At 43.2% G+C, this 20,983-nt stretch carries 20 protein-coding genes; 13 read left to right on the forward strand and 7 right to left on the reverse strand.

The genetic code is table 11. The features are described 5' to 3' along the window. Positions 1-207: 207 nt before the first annotated feature. The 3 genes from C5471_RS09325 to C5471_RS09335 are packed head-to-tail and all read left to right on the forward strand — an operon-like array spanning position 208 to position 4,433. Positions 208-1,710, forward strand: coding sequence for a PTS transporter subunit EIIC (locus tag C5471_RS09325; RefSeq protein ID WP_133813674.1), 1,503 nt, complete (start codon positions 208-210; stop codon positions 1,708-1,710). Between the two features lie 16 nt (positions 1,711-1,726). After that, positions 1,727-3,148 (forward strand): 6-phospho-beta-glucosidase, encoded by a 1,422-nt coding sequence (gene ascB, locus C5471_RS09330; RefSeq protein WP_133813673.1) that lies wholly within the window; start codon positions 1,727-1,729, stop codon positions 3,146-3,148. Continuing rightward, positions 3,132-4,433 (forward strand): carbohydrate porin, encoded by a 1,302-nt coding sequence (locus C5471_RS09335; RefSeq protein WP_242688632.1) that lies wholly within the window; start codon positions 3,132-3,134, stop codon positions 4,431-4,433. Before ascB ends, C5471_RS09335 begins: the two co-directional genes overlap by 17 nt. Before the next feature lie 94 nt (positions 4,434-4,527). On the opposite strand, the gene dnaJ is transcribed toward C5471_RS09335, so the two are convergent. Further along, positions 4,528-5,649: a molecular chaperone DnaJ gene (gene dnaJ / locus C5471_RS09340; RefSeq protein ID WP_133813672.1), complete on the reverse strand. Its 1,122-nt coding sequence runs from the start codon at positions 5,647-5,649 to the stop codon at positions 4,528-4,530. Between the two features lie 108 nt (positions 5,650-5,757). Then, a complete protein-coding gene (dnaK, locus tag C5471_RS09345) occupies positions 5,758-7,665 on the reverse strand; it encodes a molecular chaperone DnaK (protein ID WP_133813671.1) in 1,908 nt (635 codons plus the stop codon). A 315-nt stretch (positions 7,666-7,980) separates the two neighbouring features. Between dnaK and satP the strand changes: the two genes are divergently transcribed. Beyond that, complete coding sequence (gene satP / locus C5471_RS09350) at positions 7,981-8,553, forward strand: acetate uptake transporter (protein ID WP_133813670.1); 573 nt, start codon at positions 7,981-7,983, stop codon at positions 8,551-8,553. 91 nt (positions 8,554-8,644) lie between these two features. Here satP and galK read toward each other — a convergent pair whose 3' ends face one another. Together galK and C5471_RS09360 are read right to left on the reverse strand one after the other, a co-directional pair. Continuing rightward, positions 8,645-9,808 (reverse strand): galactokinase, encoded by a 1,164-nt coding sequence (gene galK, locus C5471_RS09355; RefSeq protein WP_133813669.1) that lies wholly within the window; start codon positions 9,806-9,808, stop codon positions 8,645-8,647. A 66-nt stretch (positions 9,809-9,874) separates the two neighbouring features. Beyond that, positions 9,875-10,924 (reverse strand): UDP-glucose--hexose-1-phosphate uridylyltransferase, encoded by a 1,050-nt coding sequence (locus C5471_RS09360; RefSeq protein ID WP_133813668.1) that lies wholly within the window; start codon positions 10,922-10,924, stop codon positions 9,875-9,877. Positions 10,925-11,286: 362 nt separating this feature from the next. On the opposite strand from C5471_RS09360, the gene xreR1 reads away from it, so the two are divergent. Next, entirely contained in the window at positions 11,287-11,523 is a 237-nt protein-coding gene (gene xreR1 / locus C5471_RS09365) for a cell morphology transcriptional regulator XreR1 (protein WP_133813667.1), read from the forward strand. A gap of 141 nt (positions 11,524-11,664) precedes the next feature. Here xreR1 and xreR2 read toward each other — a convergent pair whose 3' ends face one another. Next, complete coding sequence (gene xreR2, locus C5471_RS09370) at positions 11,665-11,886, reverse strand: cell morphology transcriptional regulator XreR2 (RefSeq protein WP_133813666.1); 222 nt, start codon at positions 11,884-11,886, stop codon at positions 11,665-11,667. Between the two features lie 148 nt (positions 11,887-12,034). Between xreR2 and C5471_RS09375 the strand changes: the two genes are divergently transcribed. Together C5471_RS09375 and C5471_RS09380 are read left to right on the forward strand one after the other, a co-directional pair. After that, positions 12,035-12,271 carry a helix-turn-helix domain-containing protein gene (locus C5471_RS09375; protein WP_133813665.1) on the forward strand — a complete coding sequence of 79 codons (237 nt, stop codon included), beginning with the start codon at positions 12,035-12,037 and terminating at the stop codon, positions 12,269-12,271. Between the two features lie 129 nt (positions 12,272-12,400). Then, positions 12,401-12,718, forward strand: coding sequence for an SAP domain-containing protein (locus tag C5471_RS09380; RefSeq protein ID WP_242688634.1), 318 nt, complete (start codon positions 12,401-12,403; stop codon positions 12,716-12,718). Positions 12,719-12,807: 89 nt separating this feature from the next. On the opposite strand, the gene C5471_RS09385 is transcribed toward C5471_RS09380, so the two are convergent. Both C5471_RS09385 and uriH read right to left on the reverse strand, forming a co-directional pair. Beyond that, a complete protein-coding gene (locus C5471_RS09385; RefSeq protein ID WP_133813664.1) occupies positions 12,808-14,004 on the reverse strand; it encodes an aspartyl protease family protein in 1,197 nt (398 codons plus the stop codon). 348 nt (positions 14,005-14,352) lie between these two features. Further along, complete coding sequence (gene uriH, locus C5471_RS09390; RefSeq protein WP_133813663.1) at positions 14,353-15,303, reverse strand: uridine-preferring nucleoside hydrolase UriH; 951 nt, start codon at positions 15,301-15,303, stop codon at positions 14,353-14,355. A gap of 265 nt (positions 15,304-15,568) precedes the next feature. Between uriH and C5471_RS09395 the strand changes: the two genes are divergently transcribed. The 6 genes from C5471_RS09395 to C5471_RS09420 all read left to right on the forward strand — a co-directional run. Beyond that, the gene (locus C5471_RS09395) at positions 15,569-16,324 is read left to right on the forward strand and encodes a response regulator transcription factor (RefSeq protein ID WP_133813662.1); all 756 of its coding nucleotides are present in this window, start codon (positions 15,569-15,571) and stop codon (positions 16,322-16,324) included. A 108-nt stretch (positions 16,325-16,432) separates the two neighbouring features. Then, positions 16,433-17,734 carry an NAD(P)/FAD-dependent oxidoreductase gene (locus C5471_RS09400; protein ID WP_133813661.1) on the forward strand — a complete coding sequence of 434 codons (1,302 nt, stop codon included), beginning with the start codon at positions 16,433-16,435 and terminating at the stop codon, positions 17,732-17,734. A 73-nt stretch (positions 17,735-17,807) separates the two neighbouring features. After that, positions 17,808-18,176, forward strand: a complete 369-nt coding sequence (locus C5471_RS09405) for a cupin domain-containing protein (RefSeq protein WP_133813660.1) — start codon at positions 17,808-17,810, stop codon at positions 18,174-18,176. A 33-nt stretch (positions 18,177-18,209) separates the two neighbouring features. After that, positions 18,210-19,703 carry an aldehyde dehydrogenase family protein gene (locus C5471_RS09410; RefSeq protein ID WP_133813659.1) on the forward strand — a complete coding sequence of 498 codons (1,494 nt, stop codon included), beginning with the start codon at positions 18,210-18,212 and terminating at the stop codon, positions 19,701-19,703. A gap of 440 nt (positions 19,704-20,143) precedes the next feature. After that, complete coding sequence (locus tag C5471_RS09415) at positions 20,144-20,569, forward strand: DcrB-related protein (RefSeq protein ID WP_133813658.1); 426 nt, start codon at positions 20,144-20,146, stop codon at positions 20,567-20,569. A gap of 12 nt (positions 20,570-20,581) precedes the next feature. Further along, positions 20,582-20,983 (forward strand): PAAR domain-containing protein (locus C5471_RS09420; RefSeq protein WP_166295823.1); only part of this gene is annotated, 402 nt, incomplete at its 3' end.

Genomic DNA, 20,983 nt, shown 5'->3' on the forward strand with positions numbered 1-20,983 from the left:
AGCTTGCAAGTATCATAAGGAATAACTAATTTCTAAATATTGATATAGGCTTGTTACCGACTTGGTTGCGACTGGCGTCGGGCAAAACCTAATCCATTATCTACGATATCCCTATTCCAGGGCTAATTAGATGGTGGGTTAGGTTTTTTTTTGACTTAAATTCGGCCTTTCGCTGTTTTCAACTTAATTCAAAGAAGGGGAAGTCTAATGAGGTACGAAAGTCTGGCTGATAAGATAGTCAGCACAATAGGTGGGAAAGAGAATATATTCAGCCTTGTCCATTGTGCTACTCGTTTACGATTCAAACTTAAAGATAGAGACTTAGCCAACAGCGAATTACTCAAGCAAGTTACAGGAATTATCACCGTAGTAGAGAGTGGTGGGCAATATCAGGTGGTTATTGGTAGCCATGTAGGTGATGTCTACGATGATATTAATAATAAATATTTACAAGATAATATAGAAAAAAACGAGGTTAAACAAAGTGTAACCTCACAGCAAGAGATAAAAAAAGAGAATGCAAAAGGTTTAAAACGTATTTTTAATGTAGCAATTGATATTATTTCCAGCATTTTTACACCGCTGTTAGGTGTGCTGGTCGCTGCCGGATTGATTAAAGGAATACTCGCTTTATCCAACGTGTTTGATTGGATGAGTGTAGACAGTGGCACCTATAAAATCTTATTCGCTACCGGCGATGCAATGCTTTATTTCATGCCTATTTTATTAGGGTATACTGCCGGTAAGCGGTTTGGCGGAACCCCTTTTATTACCATGGTTATTGGGGCGGCATTAACCTATCCAACAATGACCGAAACATTTAAACTTTCGCAAGCCACCCCAGGCCTTCACCTAGATTTCCTTGGTATTCCCATTACTTTCATTAATTACAGCTCAACAGTTGTTCCTATTATTTTATCCGCATGGTTTAGTTGTTTTCTGGAGAAGAAGCTAAATAGTTGGTTTCACGCCTCTTTCAAGATATTTATTACGCCTTTCCTGTGCCTGTTGATTACCGTTCCTTTGACCTTTCTGGTCATTGGCCCTGTAGCAACAGAACTCAGTAATGGTCTGGCGGCAGGCTATCTCTTTTTCTATCAACTAAACCCGGTCATTGCAGGGATCCTGATGGGAGCAATATGGCAAGTTTGTGTCATTTTCGGTCTGCACTGGGGACTCATCCCAATAATAATCAACAATATGATGACACAGGGAAAAGATATGCTCTCCCCACTGCTCCAGCCAGCAATATTTGGTCAGGCAGGTGCAACACTGGGGGTATTTTTACGTACACGCGATAAGAATATGAAAACGTTATCAGGAACTGCATTCATATCAAGTCTCTTTGGCATTACTGAGCCGTCTATTTATGGTGTGACATTGCCACTGAAACGTCCATTTATTATCGGTTGTATTGGCGGTGCACTTGGTGGCGCTGTTGTCGGTTTCTATTCAGGGACAGCACATAATTTCGGTGGTATGGGTGTCTTTGCATTTACCTCATTTATTTCTCCGGCAGGAATAGACAACGCTTTCTGGAGTGTCATCTTAGGTTCACTGGGTTCATTCATTTTCTCCTGTATCGCAACCTATTTATTCGGCGTACCGTCAGAGGCTAAAGTTTCACAAAGTATATCCGCACAACAAATTAATTTAAACGCCGATAAAAAACATCGTATTAAGACAATATCACCCAAGTTTAACAAGTAATAAAGAGAGGAAAACCATGAAAAAACAATTTCCAGAAGAGTTCCTTTGGGGAGGCGCATTAGCGGCAAATCAGGCCGAAGGCGCTTATCAAACAGGTGGAAAAGGGTTATCAACCTCAGATATGCAACCTCACGGCGTCATTGGCCCCAGTATAGAACGCAATCTGGGCGATTTTCATATTAAGGATATTGGTATTGATTTTTACCATCGTTATCCTGACGATATTGCGCTGTTTGCTGAAATGGGATTTAAATGCCTGAGAACATCTATTGCCTGGACACGTATATTTCCTGAAGGAGATGAAGAAACACCGAACGAAAATGGTCTGGCCTTTTATGATCGCCTTTTTGATGAAATGAGAAAATATCATATTCAGCCGTTAATTACGCTTTCTCATTTTGAAATGCCTTATGGCTTAGTAAAAAAATATGGCGGTTGGGGAAATCGTCAAACAATTGAGTTTTTTGACCGTTATGCCAGAACTGTTTTTGAGCGTTACAAACATAAAGTAAAATACTGGCTGACATTCAATGAAATTAACATGTCGTTATTTTCTTGCTTTACTGGCGCAGGCTTATCGGAAAACAGCAAAGTTCAGGATATTTATCAGGCGCTACACCATCAGCTCGTTGCCAGTGCCAAAGCAGTTAAAGCCTGCCATGAAATTATTCCTGATGCAAAAATTGGTAATATGGTAGCGGCAATATCTCACTACCCATTAACTTGTCATCCTGATGATGTATTAGAATCATTGAAAAAGAATAGAGAATGGCTGTTCTTTTTTGATGTACAGGCTCGTGGGTATTATCCATCTTATATGACACGTCTGTTTAAAGAGCAGAATATTACGCTCGATATAACAAATGAAGATGCACAAATACTCAAAGAAACCGTCGATTTCCTTTCTTTCAGTTACTACATGAGCTGTTGTGCAACGACAGATCCGGAAATAACCAAAAACGCCGGAAATTTGATTAATCCGGTGAAAAATCCTTATTTATCCAGCTCAGAATGGGGATGGCAAGTAGATCCTCAGGGTCTTCGTTATCTGCTTAATATGCTATATGACCGTTACCAGAAGCCACTGTTTATTGTCGAAAACGGTTTGGGTGCCAGAGATATTATTCAAGACGATGGCACTATTATTGATGATTATCGTATTCAATATCTCAACGATCATCTATTCCAGGTACGGGAAGCCATCGAAGATGGTGTCCAGTTATTAGGATATACCTCATGGGGGCCAATAGATTTGGTCAGCGCCTCTACTGCGGAAATGTCAAAACGATACGGGTTTATTTATGTCGATCGAGATGACCAAGGCAATGGCACGCTGGAACGGCGGCGTAAAAAAAGTTTTAGTTGGTTTCAAGATGTTATAAACAGTCACGGGAATATTCTTAAAGCTCCAGGGGTAAAAAATGAAAATAGCCAATAAATTTCTTTTCGCCATGTTTCCACTTATTTTTCTTTATAGTAATGCGGTAGCGGCAGAAAATGACTGTAACGCATATAATGACCTTTTACCTAGAGGGCCGGAAACACCTTCGGTTGCATCCGTATGCGATACCGTCTTTCCTGAATGGGGCGGTTTCAGGAAAAAAATGGCAGATCATGGCTTTTACGCAAATTTTCAAATGCTAACAAACCTGACCTACGATCTTGCAAGAAATTGGAAAAATACGCCTAACCCTAACTATATGGGGCAGCAATTAACCACCGGGAACATGGTGATTACAGAACTTACCTATGATTTATCGCGGATTGGTTTTACTGATAAAGCACAGCTACGCGTAGGTCTAAACTACGCCTACAATAATTTTAAAAATAATGGTCAAGATGGGCATCCTTATATTTCAGCCTTTTCTATTAACCAACCTCTATTTAACGATCGGGTGATATTAAATTACGGCTATACCACAATGCTCTCGCATTTCTATGGGCTGTTTTTGGGTAGCAGTACCGCATCATCAGCGTTGGGACCAACGAGTGTGATGTTGTCCCAGGCAGGCTTGCCAAGTACAAAACCAAGCCCATCGATAGATATTCGGTTTTTATCAGAAAATAAACGTTGGTATGACCATATTGGGGTTGCCAGAAGCCAAAGCTCCGAAGGTTTAAGAGCAGACTCAAAATATAATACTTACGGTCTACGCTGGAAAGTTCCCAGTGCAGGTACATTGGTCATCAATGAATTAGGTTATCGTGTTAATGCCAATGAAACGGAAAATATGATCTGGATTCGAGGAGGATCGGTATTCAATAAAACACCTTATTTTAACTATAACACCTCGAAATATAAGGATTATACCTACTCCCACTATATTGCGGCTACCCGCCAGATAACCAAGCCAGATGCATCAATGCCTTTCCGGGGCTGGTATGTTGATGGCAAAGCCAATTATGCACCAAAGGATCGCAATCTGTTCAATGCCGACGTTTCATTATCACTGTTTAACATTGGCCTATTCGATTCACGGCCAAACGATATGCTGACTCTTGGTTTGTCATACAACAAGTTCAGTGATGATGCGAAAAATTACTTTGCCCGCAATGGTCAAGTTGCTGAGAGCTATAGCGCAACCGCTTCCACAGCGTATACGTACCGTGTTTCCAATGGGATCTATTGGACAAACAGCTTATCGTATACTCATCATCCATCGGTGACGCCAAAAGAGGATGATGCTTACAATTTACTCACACAAATTACCTTTAGTTTATGATCCTCCGCCAGAGCAAAAAGTCCTCGTATAAAAGCGAGGACTTTATCAGTAATCTGAGCTTTGTTTACAAACGTAACTCTTAGAGATACCGGCTCTATTTGGTCAAATCATCAAAAAATTTCTTTACACCATCGAAGAAACTTTTAGAACGTGGGCTGTTGGTTTCGCCACCAGTGCCGCCTAAAGATTCACCCAATTCACGCAGTAATTCTTTCTGTTTTTCGTTCAATTTAACCGGCGTTTCTACGACTACCCGGCACAATAAATCACCCTGAACGCCACCACGGACAGATTTAACCCCTTTGCTTTTCATGCGGAACATTTTACCTGTCTGAGTTTCAGCAGGTATTTTCAGTTTCACACGGCCATCAAGGGTTGGGACTTCGATTTCTCCACCCAGTGCCGCCATTGCAAAGTTAACCGGTACTTCACAATAGAGATTATTTTCTTCACGCTCGAAAATATGGTGCTTTTTCACCTGTACCTGAACATACAAATCGCCTGCCGGCGCGCCCTTACCACCTGCTTCACCTTCACCACTCAGGCGAATGCGGTCACCGGTGTCCACACCAGCCGGGATCTTAACAGACAGTGTTTTATATTTTTCGACACGACCATGACCATGACACTTGTTACAAGAATCTTTAATGATCTGACCACGACCATGACAATGTGGGCAGGGTTGCTGAACGGTGAAGAAACCCTGACGCATATGAACCTGACCAGAACCCTGACAGGTTGAACAGGTGACAGGGCTGGTACCTGCTTTAGCACCACTGCCACGACAGCTATCACAGGTTTCCAGTGTCGGGATACGGATCTCTTTGGTCACACCACGAACCGCTTCTTCCAGTGTCAGTTCCATGCTGTAACGCAAATCAGCACCGCGGCTTGGACGCTGCTGGCGACGACCACCACCGAAGATATCACCGAAAACGTCACCAAAGATATCACTGAAATCAGCACCGCCACCCCCGCCCATGCCACCTTGCTCGAAAGCAGCATGACCATATTGGTCATAAGCAGCCCGTTTCTGCTCATCAGTCAGAATTTCATAGGCTTCTTTAACTTCTTTGAATTTGCCTTCTGCATCTTTGTCACCCTGATTACGATCAGGATGATATTTCATTGCCAGCCGCTTATAGGCTTTTTTAATCTCTTTTTCGTCCGCTGTTTTGGCAACCCCCAAAACCTCGTAACAATCTCTCTTTGCCATCTCTTATTTTACCCTTAACATGCGCGCACGGGCGCAGAGTTCCCTCAACGCCCGTGCCGGTTAATCAGCAACAGTCGTCATAACTGTCACCGCGCCCGCTAAGGGCAATTATTTTTTGTCTTTAACTTCTTCGAATTCAGCGTCTACAACGTTGTCATCTTTTTTCGCGTTGTCACCCGCATCTGCTGCGCCAGCCTGAGCCTGCTGTTGAGCAATTTCCAACAGTTTAGCGGAAGCCTGAACCAGAGCCTGAATTTTCGCTTCGATATCAGCTTTGTCTTCGCCTTTAGCCGCAGTTTCCAATGCAGTTACCGCGCTTTCAATGGCGGTTTTATCTTCTGCCGGCAGTTTGTCACCCGCTTCTTCTACTTGTTTACGAGTACCGTGAACAAGTTGATCTGCTTGGTTACGCGTCTGTACCAACTCTTCAAACTTACGATCAGATTCAGCGTTGGCTTCTGCGTCACGCACCATCTGTTGGATCTCTTCCTCATTCAAACCGGAAGAAGCCTTGATGGTGATCTGCTGTTCGCGGCCACTGTTTTTGTCTTTAGCAGAAACATGCAGAATACCGTCAGCATCAATGTCAAAAGTCACTTCAATCTGAGGCATACCACGAGGTGCTGGCTGAATACCATCGAGATTGAACTGCCCCAGAGATTTATTATCGTTGGAGCGTTTACGTTCACCCTGCAACACATGGATGGTTACCGCAGACTGGTTATCTTCTGCCGTAGAGAACACCTGGCTGTGCTTCGTTGGGATAGTGGTATTTTTCGTAATGAGAGAAGTCATTACGCCACCCATCGTTTCGATACCCAAAGACAGAGGCGTTACGTCCAGAAGCAATACGTCTTTCACATCACCAGCCAGAACACCGCCCTGTACCGCAGCACCTATCGCTACCGCTTCGTCAGGGTTCACATCTTTACGTGGTTCTTTACCGAAGAAGTCAGCAACCACTTTCTGCACCATTGGCATACGGGTCTGACCACCCACCAGAATCACATCTTGCACATCAGAAACTGACAGGCCAGCATCTTGCAATGCAACCCGTACAGGTTCCATAGAACGTTTAACCAAGTCTTCTACCAGTGATTCCAGTTTCGCACGGGTCACTTTGATGTTCATGTGCTTAGGACCAGTGGCATCCGCAGTAATGTACGGCAGGTTAACATCGGTCTGCTGTGCAGAAGAAAGCTCAATTTTTGCTTTTTCCGCCGCTTCTTTCAGACGTTGCATTGCCAGTGGATCATTACGCAGATCCATGCCCTGATCTTTCTTAAATTCGTCAACCAGATAGTTGATCATACGGCTGTCGAAGTCTTCACCACCCAAGTGAGTATCACCATTGGTTGCAAGAACTTCATAGGTTTTTTCGCCGTCAACTTCATCAATTTCGATAATAGAGATATCGAAAGTACCACCACCAAGGTCATAAACCGCAATAGTACGGTTACCTACTTCTCTGTCCAGGCCGTAAGCCAGTGCAGCCGCAGTGGGTTCGTTGATAATACGTTTTACTTCCAGACCTGCGATACGACCGGCGTCTTTTGTTGCCTGACGTTGAGCATCATTGAAATAAGCAGGTACAGTGATTACTGCTTCAGTTACCGGCTCACCCAGGTAGTCTTCAGCTGTTTTCTTCATTTTCTTCAGAACTTCAGCAGAAACCTGAGGAGGAGCCATTTTCTGGTCTTTCACTTCCAGCCATGCGTCACCGTTATCTGCCGCAATGATTTTGTATGGCATGATAGCGACATCGCGTTGTGCTTCATCGTCTTGGAAACGACGACCAATCAGACGTTTAATAGCAAACAGCGTATTTTGCGGGTTAGTAACAGCCTGACGTTTAGCCGGTTGACCAACCAAGGTTTCGCCATCCTGGGTATATGCAATAATGGAAGGAGTTGTACGATCACCTTCGCTGTTTTCCAGTACACGAGCTGTCGTGCCATCCATAATAGCTACACAAGAGTTGGTAGTTCCCAGGTCGATACCAATAATTTTACCCATCTAAACGCCTCCACAAGAAATTCATAATCAGTCAAGTTGCTAATCAATATGAGGATGGTTATCAGCTTTTCAACGGCACCTATTTTTATTGCCTCTATGCGATTCCTCACCTTTGCTTATATACATCAGCTGTATAGGACAGCGATTAGCAACTGCGGTTGATTATAAGATGGGGCCGTTAAAACCATCATCAAGGGGGGGAGTGAAAAAAAAACCTTTTTATTATTTCTCAGGTTATTGTTTCCTTGCTGACAGATCATTATGATTCGCCACCTTTGCTATTTATTACTTTTACGATTTTCTTTCAGAGGACTTATGAGCACTAATCAGTTGGCAAATCCCGGCCCTTTAGGTTTGATGGGTTTCGGCATGACAACCATTCTGCTTAACCTGCACAACGCAGGTTTCTTTCCACAGGCATCAGTTATCCTGAGCATGGGCATTTTTTATGGCGGTCTGGCCCAAATACTGGCGGGGCTTTTTGAATATAAGAAAGGCAATACTTTTGCCGCAACGGCTTTCACCTCTTATGGGCTGTTTTGGCTCAGTTTGGTCGGGTTATTGTTTCTGCCAAAAATGGGACTGGCAGAAGCCACCAGCAGTCAGTATTTGGCGGTATACCTTGGCTTATGGGGTGTTTTTACTCTGTTTATGTTCTTTGGCACCTTCAAAACTAACCGCGTACTCCAGTTTATCTTTGGTGGCCTGACACTGTTATTCGCTTTGTTAGCCATTGGCAACTTTACCGGAAACACCGCTCTTCTGACGATTGCCGGTTATGAAGGAATAATTTGTGGCACCACCGCATTTTATCTGGCAATGGCGGAAGTACTGAATGAACAGTATGGCCGCACTATTCTGCCTATCGGCGAGATAAAACAGTCATAAACCGCAGGTTGGAAGCGGGAAGGTTCTTCCATTCCCGCTTTCAATCCAGTAGAGCGTATTGCCATCTTAAAGCACCTGCCATTCTCATTGCCTATAGGGTTTCAACCAGACTCGCACCATCCGTAGCCTGACACACATAAATGGTTTCTTTCAGACCTGTCGAGGCAGAATAGTGCTGTTCTACCGCAGCTTTAACGACATCAACTAATGTTTGTGGCACTAAAGCTACCACACAGCCACCAAATCCCCCTCCGGTCATTCTCACGCCACCTTGTTTACCGATAGCTTGCTTCACAATATCAACCAAGATATCAATTTCAGGTACGGTAATTTCAAAGTCATCACGCATTGACTGATGTGATTGTGTCATGAGTTCTGCTATTAATGGTATATCACCCCCTGCCATTAACGCTTTTGCTGCCAAAAGCGTACGCTCATTTTCTGTGATCACATGGCGTGCACGTTTAGCGACTACCCCATCAAGCTCAGAAATACGCTTTTTAAATTCATCTATTGTCACATCCCGCAAAGCTTTAACGCCAAATAATGCCGCTGCTTGCTCACATTGAGTCCGACGTATATTATATTCACTATCAACCAATTCTCGTTTCTTATTTGAATTAATAATAATAACCGCTATATCTTTAGGCATAGACACAGCCTGAGTGGTTAAATGCCGGCAATCAATTAATAACGCATAATTATTTTTCCCTTCTGCTGAAATTAATTGATCCATAATGCCGCAATGACAGCCCACAAATTCATTTTCTGCTTGCTGTCCATTTAGCGCAATTTCTGTTTGGCTAATGGTTAAGTGGTAAAGGGTTTTAAATGTTTGACCAATAGCCGTTTCCAATGCGGCCGATGAGCTTAATCCCGCGCCCTGCGGTACATTTCCAGTCACTACAATATCTGCGCCTTTAAATGCATATCCACGATGGAGCAGATACTTCACAACCCCTCGAATATAATTGGCCCACATTTTACTTTCGTGAAATATAATAGGTTGACCGATATCAAATTCATCTAATTGATTGCCATAATCAATTGAAACAACACGAATAATATTGTCCTGCCGTTTCGCCGCAGCAACCACAACTTGGTAATTAATGGCACATGGTAATACGAAGCCATCATTATAATCAGTGTGCTCTCCAATCAAATTAACCCGACCTGGCGCTTGAATAATATGCGTCGGTGTATAATGGAATACTGAATTAAAAATATCTTTAGCGCAATTAATTAAAGTTTTCATTACGTTATTCTCAAATATAGCGTTAACCGCACGATACTTTCAATGAAATATCGCCACCGGGCATAATCACTTTTGCTCTTTATAATGCACGTCACTCAAAGCACGCAAAATTTGAGCTGATTGCTCTGCGGTTAAATCACGTTGCGTTTCAGCAAACATTTCATAACCCACCATGAATTTTCGCACGGTAGCAGACCGCAATAATGGTGGATAGAAAAGTGCATGTAATTGCCAATGTTCAATATCTGTATCTTGTTCAAAAAACGGGGCAAAATGCCAGCCCATAGAATAAGGAAAAGAACTTTGAAATAAATTGTCATAATGACTGGTGAGTTTTTTAAGTGCGACCGCTAAATCACCGCGTTGTTCATCTGTTAATTCATTCATACGACGAACATGAACTTTAGGTAACAACATGGTTTCATAGGGCCATGCTGCCCAATAAGGCACAACCGCTAACCAATGCATGGTATTAACCACGACTCGCTCACCATCAACTAATTCAGCCTGAACATAATCCACCAGTAAGTTAGAATTATGTTCCTGGTAATAAGCTCGCAACTGTTTATCTTTACGCTCAATTTCATTTGGCAAAAAACTATTTGCCCAGATTTGCCCATGCGGATGAGGCTGAGAACATCCCATTGTTTCTCCCTTATTCTCAAATAATTGCACCCAGAGATATTCTTTACCCAGTATTTCAATTTGTTCATTCCAGGTATCAATTAATTGACGAATTTGTTCAACAGACAATTCAGGCAATGTTTTACTGTGATCAGGAGAAAAACAGATCACGCGGCTTAATCCCCGTACTCCTTGCATTTTAAATAACGGGTGATGCGATTGTAGTACCTCAGGCGAATCTGGTATTAAAGCCGAAAAATCATTATTGAAAACAAACGTTGCTTGGTAAGCAGGATTTTGCTCACCGGAAATACGCACGTTTGATGGACAAAGGAAACATTGCTCATCATAGTTTGGGATATCGTCTATTAATGACTGCTCATCTTGACCACTCCATGGCCGCTTCATTCGATGGGGAGAGACCAAAACCCATTGGCCGGTTAGAGGGTTATAACGACGATGGGGATGTTCAACAGGATTAAATTTAGACATAACAGTCTCGACTTTATTTATATTTTCCAACATCATTTGTGAAAATATTTGTTAATACTTGGACTGACCGCAGTGTAACAATGGGCCTCAATACCAATCTGAGATATCAATCACGCATACGAATAAAAGCAAGTATCAAGAATTGTATTTAATGATGACCTTGTAACTCTAAATTGCATCTCAACCAAATGGTAACGTTTACAATCCCATAACAAATAAACCCGTCATTTCCTCTTTGTCGAATCCTCTTTGGTAGCACAATGACCAATGATGCCCTGTAAATCAGATTAGTGGCACGACTTATAGGAAAGCGTGACTTATAGTCCGTGGTTTGATAAGTAACATCGTTCGATACTTATCAGATGAAAAAGCCTAATACGATAAAATCTATTTTTGGACAAAGAGTTAGATATATCAGAGTGACATCTGGTATGTCTCAGGAAGCTTTTGCTGATAAATGTGGGCTTGATCGTACCTATATCAGCGGTATTGAACGTGGAGTCAGGAATCCCACGCTCGAAGTTATCAATGTCATCGCAAATGGTTTGCAGATCGAGTTGAAAGATCTGTTTGATTTTAGTGCGGAAAAAAAGAGTTAACTGATTTTATTTGTACATCGTTTTATTACCTTTTTGTTTTGTCATTTCCTTCTGGAAGATTTTATTTTTTTGCCAATCTCACCGAGTGATATAAAACATGTTGAGGTAGCTCATCTCGTTGATGAGCTACGCCATTTTGCTCTACAGCCACTTACCCTCTGTGTACCTCGAAGGCCATATCTCGGCAGGGTCGCAATCTAAAGCATCTGCAATGAGCTGCTGCCCTTTAGGCCAACGGCGTTGCAAGGTATTGGCAAGGGTCGATGAGGCTAACCCTGCCTTTCTTGAAACTGCGGCTAACGATGTTCCTCGTTTTTTTAGTGCTGCTATGATGTCTGCTGGGTGCCAGTCCTGATTTTTCACTATTAATCCTCCACGTTACGGATAACTTTGATATGAAAAGATAAATCGTTACATAGTAGACTATAAGTCACATATGATAACATAACTTACCGAGAAAAGTGACTTATAGTCCGTGGTCTGATAAGTAACATAATTCGATACTTATTAGATGAAAAAGCCAAATGCTGTAAAATCCCTTTTTGGACAAAGAATTAGGCATCTCAGACAATCGTCTGGAATGTCTCAGGAAGCCTTTGCCGATAAATGTGGAATTGACCGTACCTATATCAGCGGCATTGAACGGGGGATCAGAAATCCTACGCTTGAAATCATCAATATCATTGCAAGTGGTTTGCAAATTGAGCTAACAGAGTTGTTTGATTTCAGTGTAAAACCAAAAGGCTAGCTGTATCTTTCGCTTTATTTCTTGGGAGTTTTCTTATTTTTTGTTGGAATGAATGACGGTGTTAACTCTGAATGAAATTGAACAAACAGGTTAATGGTGATTGGCAAGTACGATTGAGGAAATGTCACGGTGAGTAAATTGCATAAAGGCATGAGTCAAGAAGCGTTCGAGAATGGTTATTTTTACGCAGTTGAACTGCGACAATTTGCTAAATCTTTGGGAATTACACCAGGTAATTTAAAAAAGAATGAGCTTGAGCTGCATATTCGGTCACGTTTATTTGGTTATTCTGGCGATTTGCCGATTGCGATACCCAATAAAAGAGATCGTGCCGGTCGGGATTTACTCACCCTGAAAAGTTTGGTCATAAATTATGTGAGTGACAGACAAAGGGAAAAAACAAGCGTTGGAAATATGGCAAGAGCTGAAAGAGAAAAATTTACCTAAAACGTACCTTGCTTATAAACAGAATAAATAATCAGCTGAGGCGTAGTTTATAGAGAGAGAATCAGGTTCTCCCTCTATAAATGGTTCTATTAGATATTGATGATTTGCTGGCTACCTTTCCGTTCAATTTTTATTGTCAGTTTACCCGATGGTGTCTCTGATAACTGATTACGAACATAGGTGATATCTTTAGGAAGGACCTTCTGACCATTGACTTCCAGTACAACATCACCGTTCTTCAAACCAAATTTTTCAATACCTTTTGGCTCGTTATAAAATATTTCTACTTTATTATTAAAATAGCGAACTGCAATCGTGCGCAGTAATTTACTATCATAACGGGTGAAATTCTTGGCGTTAAAACAGAGCAACATTTTATTGGGGATAAATAGATAGTCATCAAAACGAGAGAGGAAACTCATACCGAGATAGTATTGATCGTTTTTATTTTCGCTGACTCTCAGACGACCAACAGGCAGTTGTTGTAAATAAAAGCCGTCAATCAGGTACTCTTTGCTACTATCAAGTCCGCTGGCTGAGGCATATTTAACATCGATTCCTTCATAAATTTTATCTTTATGTTCTTTTTTCAGATATGTGATAAATTCCTGAGAAACATAGCTGTAATCGGCCCCGGTATCTACATTGAAAATGACATTAGAAACTTGGATTGCGGGAGATTTCCCGTAGCTGTCACTGTAAGGTTCACATTGCTGATAATTCAGGATTGAAGGTGCATGGTGCCATACTGTCAGGGTATGGTTCAAATTATTCACTTCCCAGTTTAATTGGCGGAAAGTATCAATCCCAAGGATACCATCCAGCTTCTGACCAATGGATTGATTAAAAAGATTCATATCAATGCCAATCCAGGGATCGGAAGCTGGCACACTATAATTACCGATGGTAAGAGCAAGCGGTTGCCATAATGTCAGATCATCTTTATGTAATCGCTTTTCACTGGTTGTAATTAATCCATCGGATAACATATGGTGGAATGTCACTGGTATGTTTGATTCTGGCGTGATTTGGGTCAGTGTCTTAGCCAGTTCATTGTCGATGAAGGTATAACTGGCCCCGGTATCCAGCAGGAATTGATATTTTTTACCGGAGATCGTGACAGGAACTATGATCGAGGTAGGTTGATGGATATTCAGTTTAGTAGAGAGTACCGGCTTATTTTCTCCGGGAATATGGATTTTTCCTATATGACTACAGCCGGTGATCAGTGTCAGTAAACCAGCGGTAATAAGTGCTTGGCAGGTTATTTTTCCCTGTTTTTTCATAGGATTGGATTCCTTTTCTGTGGTGTGGAAGATGAAAGTCTATGGTTCAATAAAAGTTCAATATGGTGCAATGGAAGCAAATAAGATGTAGCGGCATGGCCTGGGGTAAGCGCGTATTGCCAATACAGGTTAGCTTTGTTTCGAATATTATTATCCGCTTCTTTGCTAAAACCAAAGATAAACAACCACATTATTATACTTGGTTAACATAAAATTCAGTCAGTTACTGTGTAGTTACGATTATGGCGTCTGGCTTGTCGATATTCACGGTCTAAGGTAGCGTTGAAAGCCGTTTAGTATTAAGTCACGGCTTTAATTATGATTTTATGCTTGAAGTGATTTTCCACCTTAATTGCAGGTATCGCCAATGTTGTTCAACGCATCAATGACTAATTGCCAGAATCGTTGTTGATCGAGTTTTACCGCAACCTGGGTATGGCAATCTTCTGGTGGTGGAAAACGGAAATCCACCACGGTCATACCGACGGTTAAAGTACCGTTCAGTTCAATATTGACCGGCACTTTTTGTGTCGTCATCACCGTAGGATCGATCACATAAGCGACGGCACAAGGATCATGTATTGGAGGGCAATTGAAGCCGTGTTTCTCCTGATAACTTTTGCCGTAGAACTCCAGCATGTCCACGACAAACCGGGAAGCTTTGGTATTGATACGTGAAATCGCCTTGGTGATTTCTTGTGTGGCTCGTGCCTGATGTGTCAGATCTAGGCCAACCATCGTCAGCGGCCATTTTTCATTGAAAACAATATGTGCGGCTTCTGGATCAACTTTGATATTGAATTCTGCAACTGCACTTCTGTTAGCCGTGTGATATCCACCTCCCATTAAAACAACTTCTTTTACCCGCTCGACGATCTGTGGTGCTTTACGGACAGCGAGAGCAATATTGGTCAGACTGCCGACAGGAACCAGTGTTACTGTTTTGGGTGGATGAGACATGATGGTATCAATGATCAGATCCGTCGCGTGACGAGGATCAAGCGTCCGTGAGTGTTTCGGGATATTCACGCCTCCCAGACCCGATTCGCCGTGAATATCCGGTGCTGTTTCGAGATCACGGACCAATGGGCGATGACAGCCTGCGGCAAAGGGCACTCCGTTAATACCGGCAATATGCGCTATCGCCAGCGCGTTGCGAGTGACTTTATCCAATGTCTGATTACCGGCAACAGTGGTGACGGCTAATAGCTCAATATCAGGATTACCATGTGCCAGTAACATCGCAATGGCGTCATCATGTCCCGGATCGCAATCAAGAATAATTTTTTTGGTGGTCATTTTTACTCCTTACTAGAAAAAGTGATATAAAAAATGAGAATAATCCTGTTAAAAAATCTATTCCGTGATGAGATCTCAGGTCTGCGTGAGGGTGCTCATAAATAATTAATAAAATGCTTCATAATTGTGATTTTATTAGCATATAAACGACAATTGAGTTGTATAACCAGTTTGAGTGTGATTCTTATATAGTTTCGCTATGGAATTGGCGGGCAATATCTACTTCGGATTTATTGTTAATCTCTTAATAATTGCGAGGACTGGAATGGATATTCATGTGGATAGATTGTCAGCAGTGATTGAATCTGTGGCAACCAGTGAATTTTATCCTAATTTACTTAGTTGGTTGGAACAATTTATTGCCTTTGATAACGCCATTGTCTATGCCTTTGAGCAAGACTCTCCTCCACGTTGTTTAAGTAAAGCAGAGAAGAAAAACAGCGATGCGGTAAACCAGATTTATCAACAGGGTGCTTATCTGCAAGATCCTTTCTATCAGGCTTTGATAAAGGGGGCTGAGACTGATCTGTTTACCTTACGGGAACTCGTGCCTACAGGATTTTATCATACTGATTACTATTTAAATTTTTATCGCAAGACCGGTTGGCGGGATGAAGCGGGCGTTTTGCTGAAACTCTCTCCTCAAAGGCAGCTTGGCTTGTTTTTTGGTAATGAAAATCAGCCATTTTTTATACAAAAACAGCACCAGAAAAACCTGCAAACAGCGCTGGAAATTGTTCGCAGTGTCACCCGGTTACATGGTGAAATGGTGCAGCAAGCCTCTTCTGCTGACATGGTTTGTCTGGATACCCAATCCCGTTATGCTTTGACGCCAAGGGAATGTGAGATTGTTGAATTAATATTGCAAGGTAAAGGCTCGCCACAGATTGCTGAAAAACTGTTTATCAGTACTGGAACGGTGAAAAACCACCGGAAAAATATTTATCAAAAACTGCAAATCAGATCACAAGCAGAGCTGTTTAGCCTGTTTTTGACGTCTCCTGTGCGTTATTTCGCTTGAGTCACAATTGTTAATACCGTGTTGCAAATATCCCTAAAGGGACATGGTGATGTGACTCCGCACTACAGATAATCCGGTGATTATGTCAGATGCTAACTGGGGTATCACATGAACAATAATATTGATTCATTAACTTATTATGCAACGACCAAGAAATATGATCTTCGTTTTCCGATATTAAAAGAAGATCTGGATGTGGATGTTGTCATTATCGGCGGTGGATTTTCCGGTATCAATACCGCGCTTGAACTGGCGGAAAAAGGCATCACCAATATTGCGATTCTGGAAGGGCGTCATCTTGGCTATGGTGGTACTGGCCGTAATGGTGGTCAGGTTATGGCGGGTATTGGTCATGACTTGGAAGTGATCAAACGACATGTTGGTGAAAAAGGGCTGGAGACGATCTTTAAGATCAGCAACCTCGGCGCGGGTATTATTCGTGATCGTATTGAGAAATATAACATTGACGCCGATCTTTGCCGTGGTTATGGCTATCTTGGTTTTAATCAGCGGCAGGAAAAAACGTTACGTGGCTGGCTGAAAGATTTCCAGGCAGTTTCTCCTGATGAAGAAATTGAGCTGTATACCGGCTCTGATGTGAAAAAAGTTGTGGGTTCTGATGTCTATACCTGCGCGTTGAAGCATATGGGGGGTGGGCATGTTCACTCCCTGAACCTGTTATTGGGTGAAGCTAAAGCCGCGACAGGACTTGGCGTAAAAATCTTTGAGAACAGCCAGGTGCTGAATGTTGAATATGGTTCCAGGGTGACGGTTCGTACCTCAATGGGATCTGTTCGCGCCAATAAAATGCTGTGGGCTTGTAACGGTTTCCTCAATGGCCTTGAGCCGTATATCTACAAGAAGACAATTAACACTTATGCCTTCCAGCTAATGACGGAAGAATTATCGGATGATTTGATCGAGAAAATCAGCCCAATCCGTGGTGCATACAGTGATATTCGTCCGGTTATCGACTACTACCGGGTGACTAACGAAAACCGCCTATTGTTCGGCAGTACAACGCCTTTCATTGAACACATTCCATCGGATTTGAAAGCCTGGAACCGCCATTTGATGCTGAAGGTTTTCCCCTATCTGAAAGATGTGAAAATTGAATTGGCATGGGGAGGACCATTATGTTGCAGCGCCAACCTGTTCCCGCAAATCGGCTCTTTGCCGCAGCATAATAATGTGTTCTACGTGCAGGGATATTCCGGCTTTGGGGTAACGCCAAGCCATATCGTTTGTAAGGTCCTGGCGGAGGGGATAAGTGAAGGCTCTGAGCGTTATGACCTGATGAGCTCGATTCCTCATGCGAACATTATTGGTAAAGATACGTTACGACATCTGATGGTGTCGGCGGGCAAGATCTGGCATCAAACGTCAGGGTACTGGAAAGGCCGCCGTTAACTTATTGAGATTTTTGGTATCAATAGCGTTCACTGAACGATCTATAAATTCTTTTATTTGAAGCGAGAACATCATGATTAAATCTCTTTTATTGAACAAATCACTGCCTGAACTATTGGACATTGGTAGCGTAAGCAATCTGGGTTCTACCGTTGTGGAAGGTGATCCACAGGCAAGTATTGCAATGATATTTGGCGAACCGACTGATAACCTGACTTGCGGCATTTTCGCCTGTACCCGTGGCAAATTCAGTATGGTGTACCCGTTTGATGAGCATGCAACCGTTTCGGAAGGTTCGGTAAAACTGACCGATGTGAAAACCGGTGAGACAGTTGAATATCATCCGGGGGATTCCTGGTTTGCCGCGAAAGGAACTGAAGTGCTGTGGGAAGTGACCGTAGACCGTTTTGTGAAGCATTATCTGGCTTGTGTTAAAGGTTAAAAAGCACCCGTTTGATCAGAGGTAAGTTAAGTAATGAGTGATATAACCCTGTTACAGCAGGTTACGGCCTTTCTGCAACGCAATCATGGTCATTATATTCATGGTCAGTTAGTCAGTGGTCAGGGGAATGAAACATTTTCCGTGGTGAACCCTGCGACTGATGAAGTTATTGCGACAGTGAATCAAGGTGGTGAAGCGGAAGTCAATGCAGCTATGCAAACGGCACATGCTGCATTTCATGGTGTGTGGGCGCAAACTTCACCTATGGAGCGTGGTAACTGCCTGAATCGTCTGGCAGATCTGTTACTGGTACATCGGGAAGAACTGGCGCAATTAGAAAGTGTTTGCTCTGGTAAAACGATCCAATTGTCCCGCATGCTGGAAATTGATTCTTCTGTTCAGTTCCTGCGTTATTTTGCCGGATGGTCAAGTAAGATCAGCGGTGAAACGCTGAATGTTTCTTTGCCCTCTTTTAAAGGTGAACAATACACGGCGTTTACCCGTCGTGAGCCGATTGGTGTTGTGGCAGGGATCATTCCGTGGAATTTCTCCATTATCGTTGCCATCTGGAAAATGGCGGCTGCACTGACCTGTGGTTGTACCATTGTGTTGAAACCAAGTGAATACACCCCGCTGACCATGCTCAGGGTGGCTGAATTGGCAAAAGAAGCGGGTATTCCTGATGGTGTCATCAATGTGGTTAATGGTTCAGGCTCAGTATTGGGTCCTGTGCTGATAAGTCATCCATTGTGTGCCAAAGTGACTTTCACTGGATCTGTGCCAACCGGTATTGCCGTGGGTAAATCAGCGATAGAGCAGGGATTGACCCGCGTCACGTTGGAGCTGGGTGGCAAAAACGGCGCAGCGTTTTTGGCAGATATGTCTGTTGAAAAGATCGTTGATGGTATTCTGGAAGCGGGTTATCTCAATCAAGGGCAAATTTGTGCTGCGGCTGAACGTTTCTATATTCCTGCCGGCCACATGGATGAAGTGCTGAAATTGTTGTCTGAAAGACTTGCTGCAATGAACATGGGTTCCCCGCTGGATGAATCAACGGAAATGGGACCGCTGGCGAACAAAGAGCACTATAACAAGATACTGTCCCTGTTTGACAAAGCTCGTCAGGAAGGCAGTGAAATTGTTTATGGTGGTTATGCTCTGGAAAGACCTGGTTGTTTTGTGGCGCCAACCGTTATTCGTGCTAACAGCCCGGAAGATTCGTTGATGAAGGAAGAGACATTTGGTCCTGTGGGCACTTTCCTTAGTTATAACGATGAGGAAGAGCTGATTGGGTTGATGAACAGCACGCCGTTTGGTTTAGCGGCGAGTTTATGGACCAATGATCTGGGCAAAGCTATGCGTATGATCCCACGTATTGAAGCCGGGACTGTTTGGGTTAATATGCATACATTCCTTGATCCGGCATTACCGTTCGGTGGTACGAAATCTTCAGGTATTGGCCGTGAATTCGGTAGCGCCTTTATTGAGCACTATACTGAATTGAAATCGGTTATGGTTCGTTATTGATTTTATTTCGGAATTAGAAAAAGGGTGGCCCCTGAGTAGTAAAAGGGGCAACCTATTTTGTTCAATATCAATAACATCATAAAAAATACAGTGTTAACCTTCTCTGGTGATTAATACCCGCTCTATCAACCGGGCAAGGTAACTAGGTTGAATAAAGCTTTAGTGATTTAGCTAATATAAAACCGGTTTCCAGCGAGATTATCGGCATGCTTTGTGACCTAAATCACATTTTATGACATTCGTTGGTGATTAATTCTCCGGATAATTAAGACATAGCTGATTTTTTGTTATATCTTTTTGTCTGAATAGTAAACGGACAACATTATTTATTATATAAATTTATTGATGACTGAGCAGGAGAGGCACCCTGCATTTGTTTAATCAGGATTATCAATGTTGTTGCTTTGTTCGGCACGCCTACTACATAAGACGAAAGAAAGATGGACAATCAAGCCCGTTGTCGGTTCACTGAAGGCAGCATGCTGTTACCGGAAGGCTATCAGGAACAGACGGTAAACATCCTCATCGCGCCTGAGGCCCCGGCGCTGAATATCTCGCGTGATCAGTTAATCGAAGGCGAAGATCTCCCCGGTTACCTCACCCGTCAAAAAGGTCTGTTGAAAAACGGTCTGCGCAACTGGCAATTATTGGAAGAGCAGCCCGCGACGCTGGGCGATAACTTGCGGCAGGGCACCGCGCTGCTTTCCCGTTATCGGCCCAAAAAAGGCCAACAAGTCTATCAATATCAGGCCGTATTCCGGCTGGATGAGAAAAAAATGCTGATTTTCACCCTGTCATCCCCGCAGAAATTCACCGATGCTCAACGGCAGTGGCTGGATGACGGCCTGAAAAGTTTCCAGTTCTAGGGCGGGGACGTTATGCCAGAAGCTGCACGACTCGGAGACACGATAGGCCATGCCAGCGCCATGGCGGGACTGATGGCGGGAACCGTCATCGGTTCATTAATTTCAGCTGCCGGGGGGATTCTCGCCGGGGCCCTCTTTGTGGCCGGATTGGCCGCATCCTGTATCGGGGTGGGCGTTTTGCTGATTGGTGCCGCCATTGCGGTGGGCATGGCGGCGGGTTATTTAGGCGACATGGCGCGTGACGCTGCTGTCTCTGCGGGGGCCTCGTCGCGCAGTCCCTGCGGGGAAATTACGCGAGGCTCCCCCAATGTCTTTATCAACAGCAGACCCGCCGCTATCGCGACACGCAGCACGGTGGAATGCAGTAAAGAGCATGGCCTGCGCCAGATGGCAGAAGGCTCGGCTTCCGTTTTC

Source organism: Photorhabdus tasmaniensis (genome assembly GCF_011189505.1).
In the GTDB taxonomy this organism is placed as follows: Bacteria; Pseudomonadota; Gammaproteobacteria; order Enterobacterales; family Enterobacteriaceae; genus Photorhabdus; species Photorhabdus tasmaniensis.

What these genes read in the sequence shown, in the direction of transcription:
- C5471_RS09325 (WP_133813674.1), top strand. Translation starts at nt 208, where the DNA reads ATGAGGTACGAAAGTCTGGCTGATAAGATAGTCAGCACAATAGGTGGG.
- ascB (WP_133813673.1), top strand. Translation starts at nt 1,727, where the DNA reads ATGAAAAAACAATTTCCAGAAGAGTTCCTTTGGGGAGGCGCATTAGCG.
- C5471_RS09335 (WP_242688632.1), top strand. Translation starts at nt 3,132, where the DNA reads ATGAAAATAGCCAATAAATTTCTTTTCGCCATGTTTCCACTTATTTTT.
- dnaJ (WP_133813672.1), bottom strand. Translation starts at nt 5,649, where the DNA reads ATGGCAAAGAGAGATTGTTACGAGGTTTTGGGGGTTGCCAAAACAGCG.
- dnaK (WP_133813671.1), bottom strand. Translation starts at nt 7,665, where the DNA reads ATGGGTAAAATTATTGGTATCGACCTGGGAACTACCAACTCTTGTGTA.
- satP (WP_133813670.1), top strand. Translation starts at nt 7,981, where the DNA reads ATGAGCACTAATCAGTTGGCAAATCCCGGCCCTTTAGGTTTGATGGGT.
- galK (WP_133813669.1), bottom strand. Translation starts at nt 9,808, where the DNA reads ATGAAAACTTTAATTAATTGCGCTAAAGATATTTTTAATTCAGTATTC.
- C5471_RS09360 (WP_133813668.1), bottom strand. Translation starts at nt 10,924, where the DNA reads ATGTCTAAATTTAATCCTGTTGAACATCCCCATCGTCGTTATAACCCT.
- xreR1 (WP_133813667.1), top strand. Translation starts at nt 11,287, where the DNA reads ATGAAAAAGCCTAATACGATAAAATCTATTTTTGGACAAAGAGTTAGA.
- C5471_RS09375 (WP_133813665.1), top strand. Translation starts at nt 12,035, where the DNA reads ATGAAAAAGCCAAATGCTGTAAAATCCCTTTTTGGACAAAGAATTAGG.
- C5471_RS09385 (WP_133813664.1), bottom strand. Translation starts at nt 14,004, where the DNA reads ATGAAAAAACAGGGAAAAATAACCTGCCAAGCACTTATTACCGCTGGT.
- uriH (WP_133813663.1), bottom strand. Translation starts at nt 15,303, where the DNA reads ATGACCACCAAAAAAATTATTCTTGATTGCGATCCGGGACATGATGAC.
- C5471_RS09395 (WP_133813662.1), top strand. Translation starts at nt 15,569, where the DNA reads ATGGATATTCATGTGGATAGATTGTCAGCAGTGATTGAATCTGTGGCA.
- C5471_RS09400 (WP_133813661.1), top strand. Translation starts at nt 16,433, where the DNA reads ATGAACAATAATATTGATTCATTAACTTATTATGCAACGACCAAGAAA.
- C5471_RS09405 (WP_133813660.1), top strand. Translation starts at nt 17,808, where the DNA reads ATGATTAAATCTCTTTTATTGAACAAATCACTGCCTGAACTATTGGAC.
- C5471_RS09410 (WP_133813659.1), top strand. Translation starts at nt 18,210, where the DNA reads ATGAGTGATATAACCCTGTTACAGCAGGTTACGGCCTTTCTGCAACGC.
- C5471_RS09415 (WP_133813658.1), top strand. Translation starts at nt 20,144, where the DNA reads ATGGACAATCAAGCCCGTTGTCGGTTCACTGAAGGCAGCATGCTGTTA.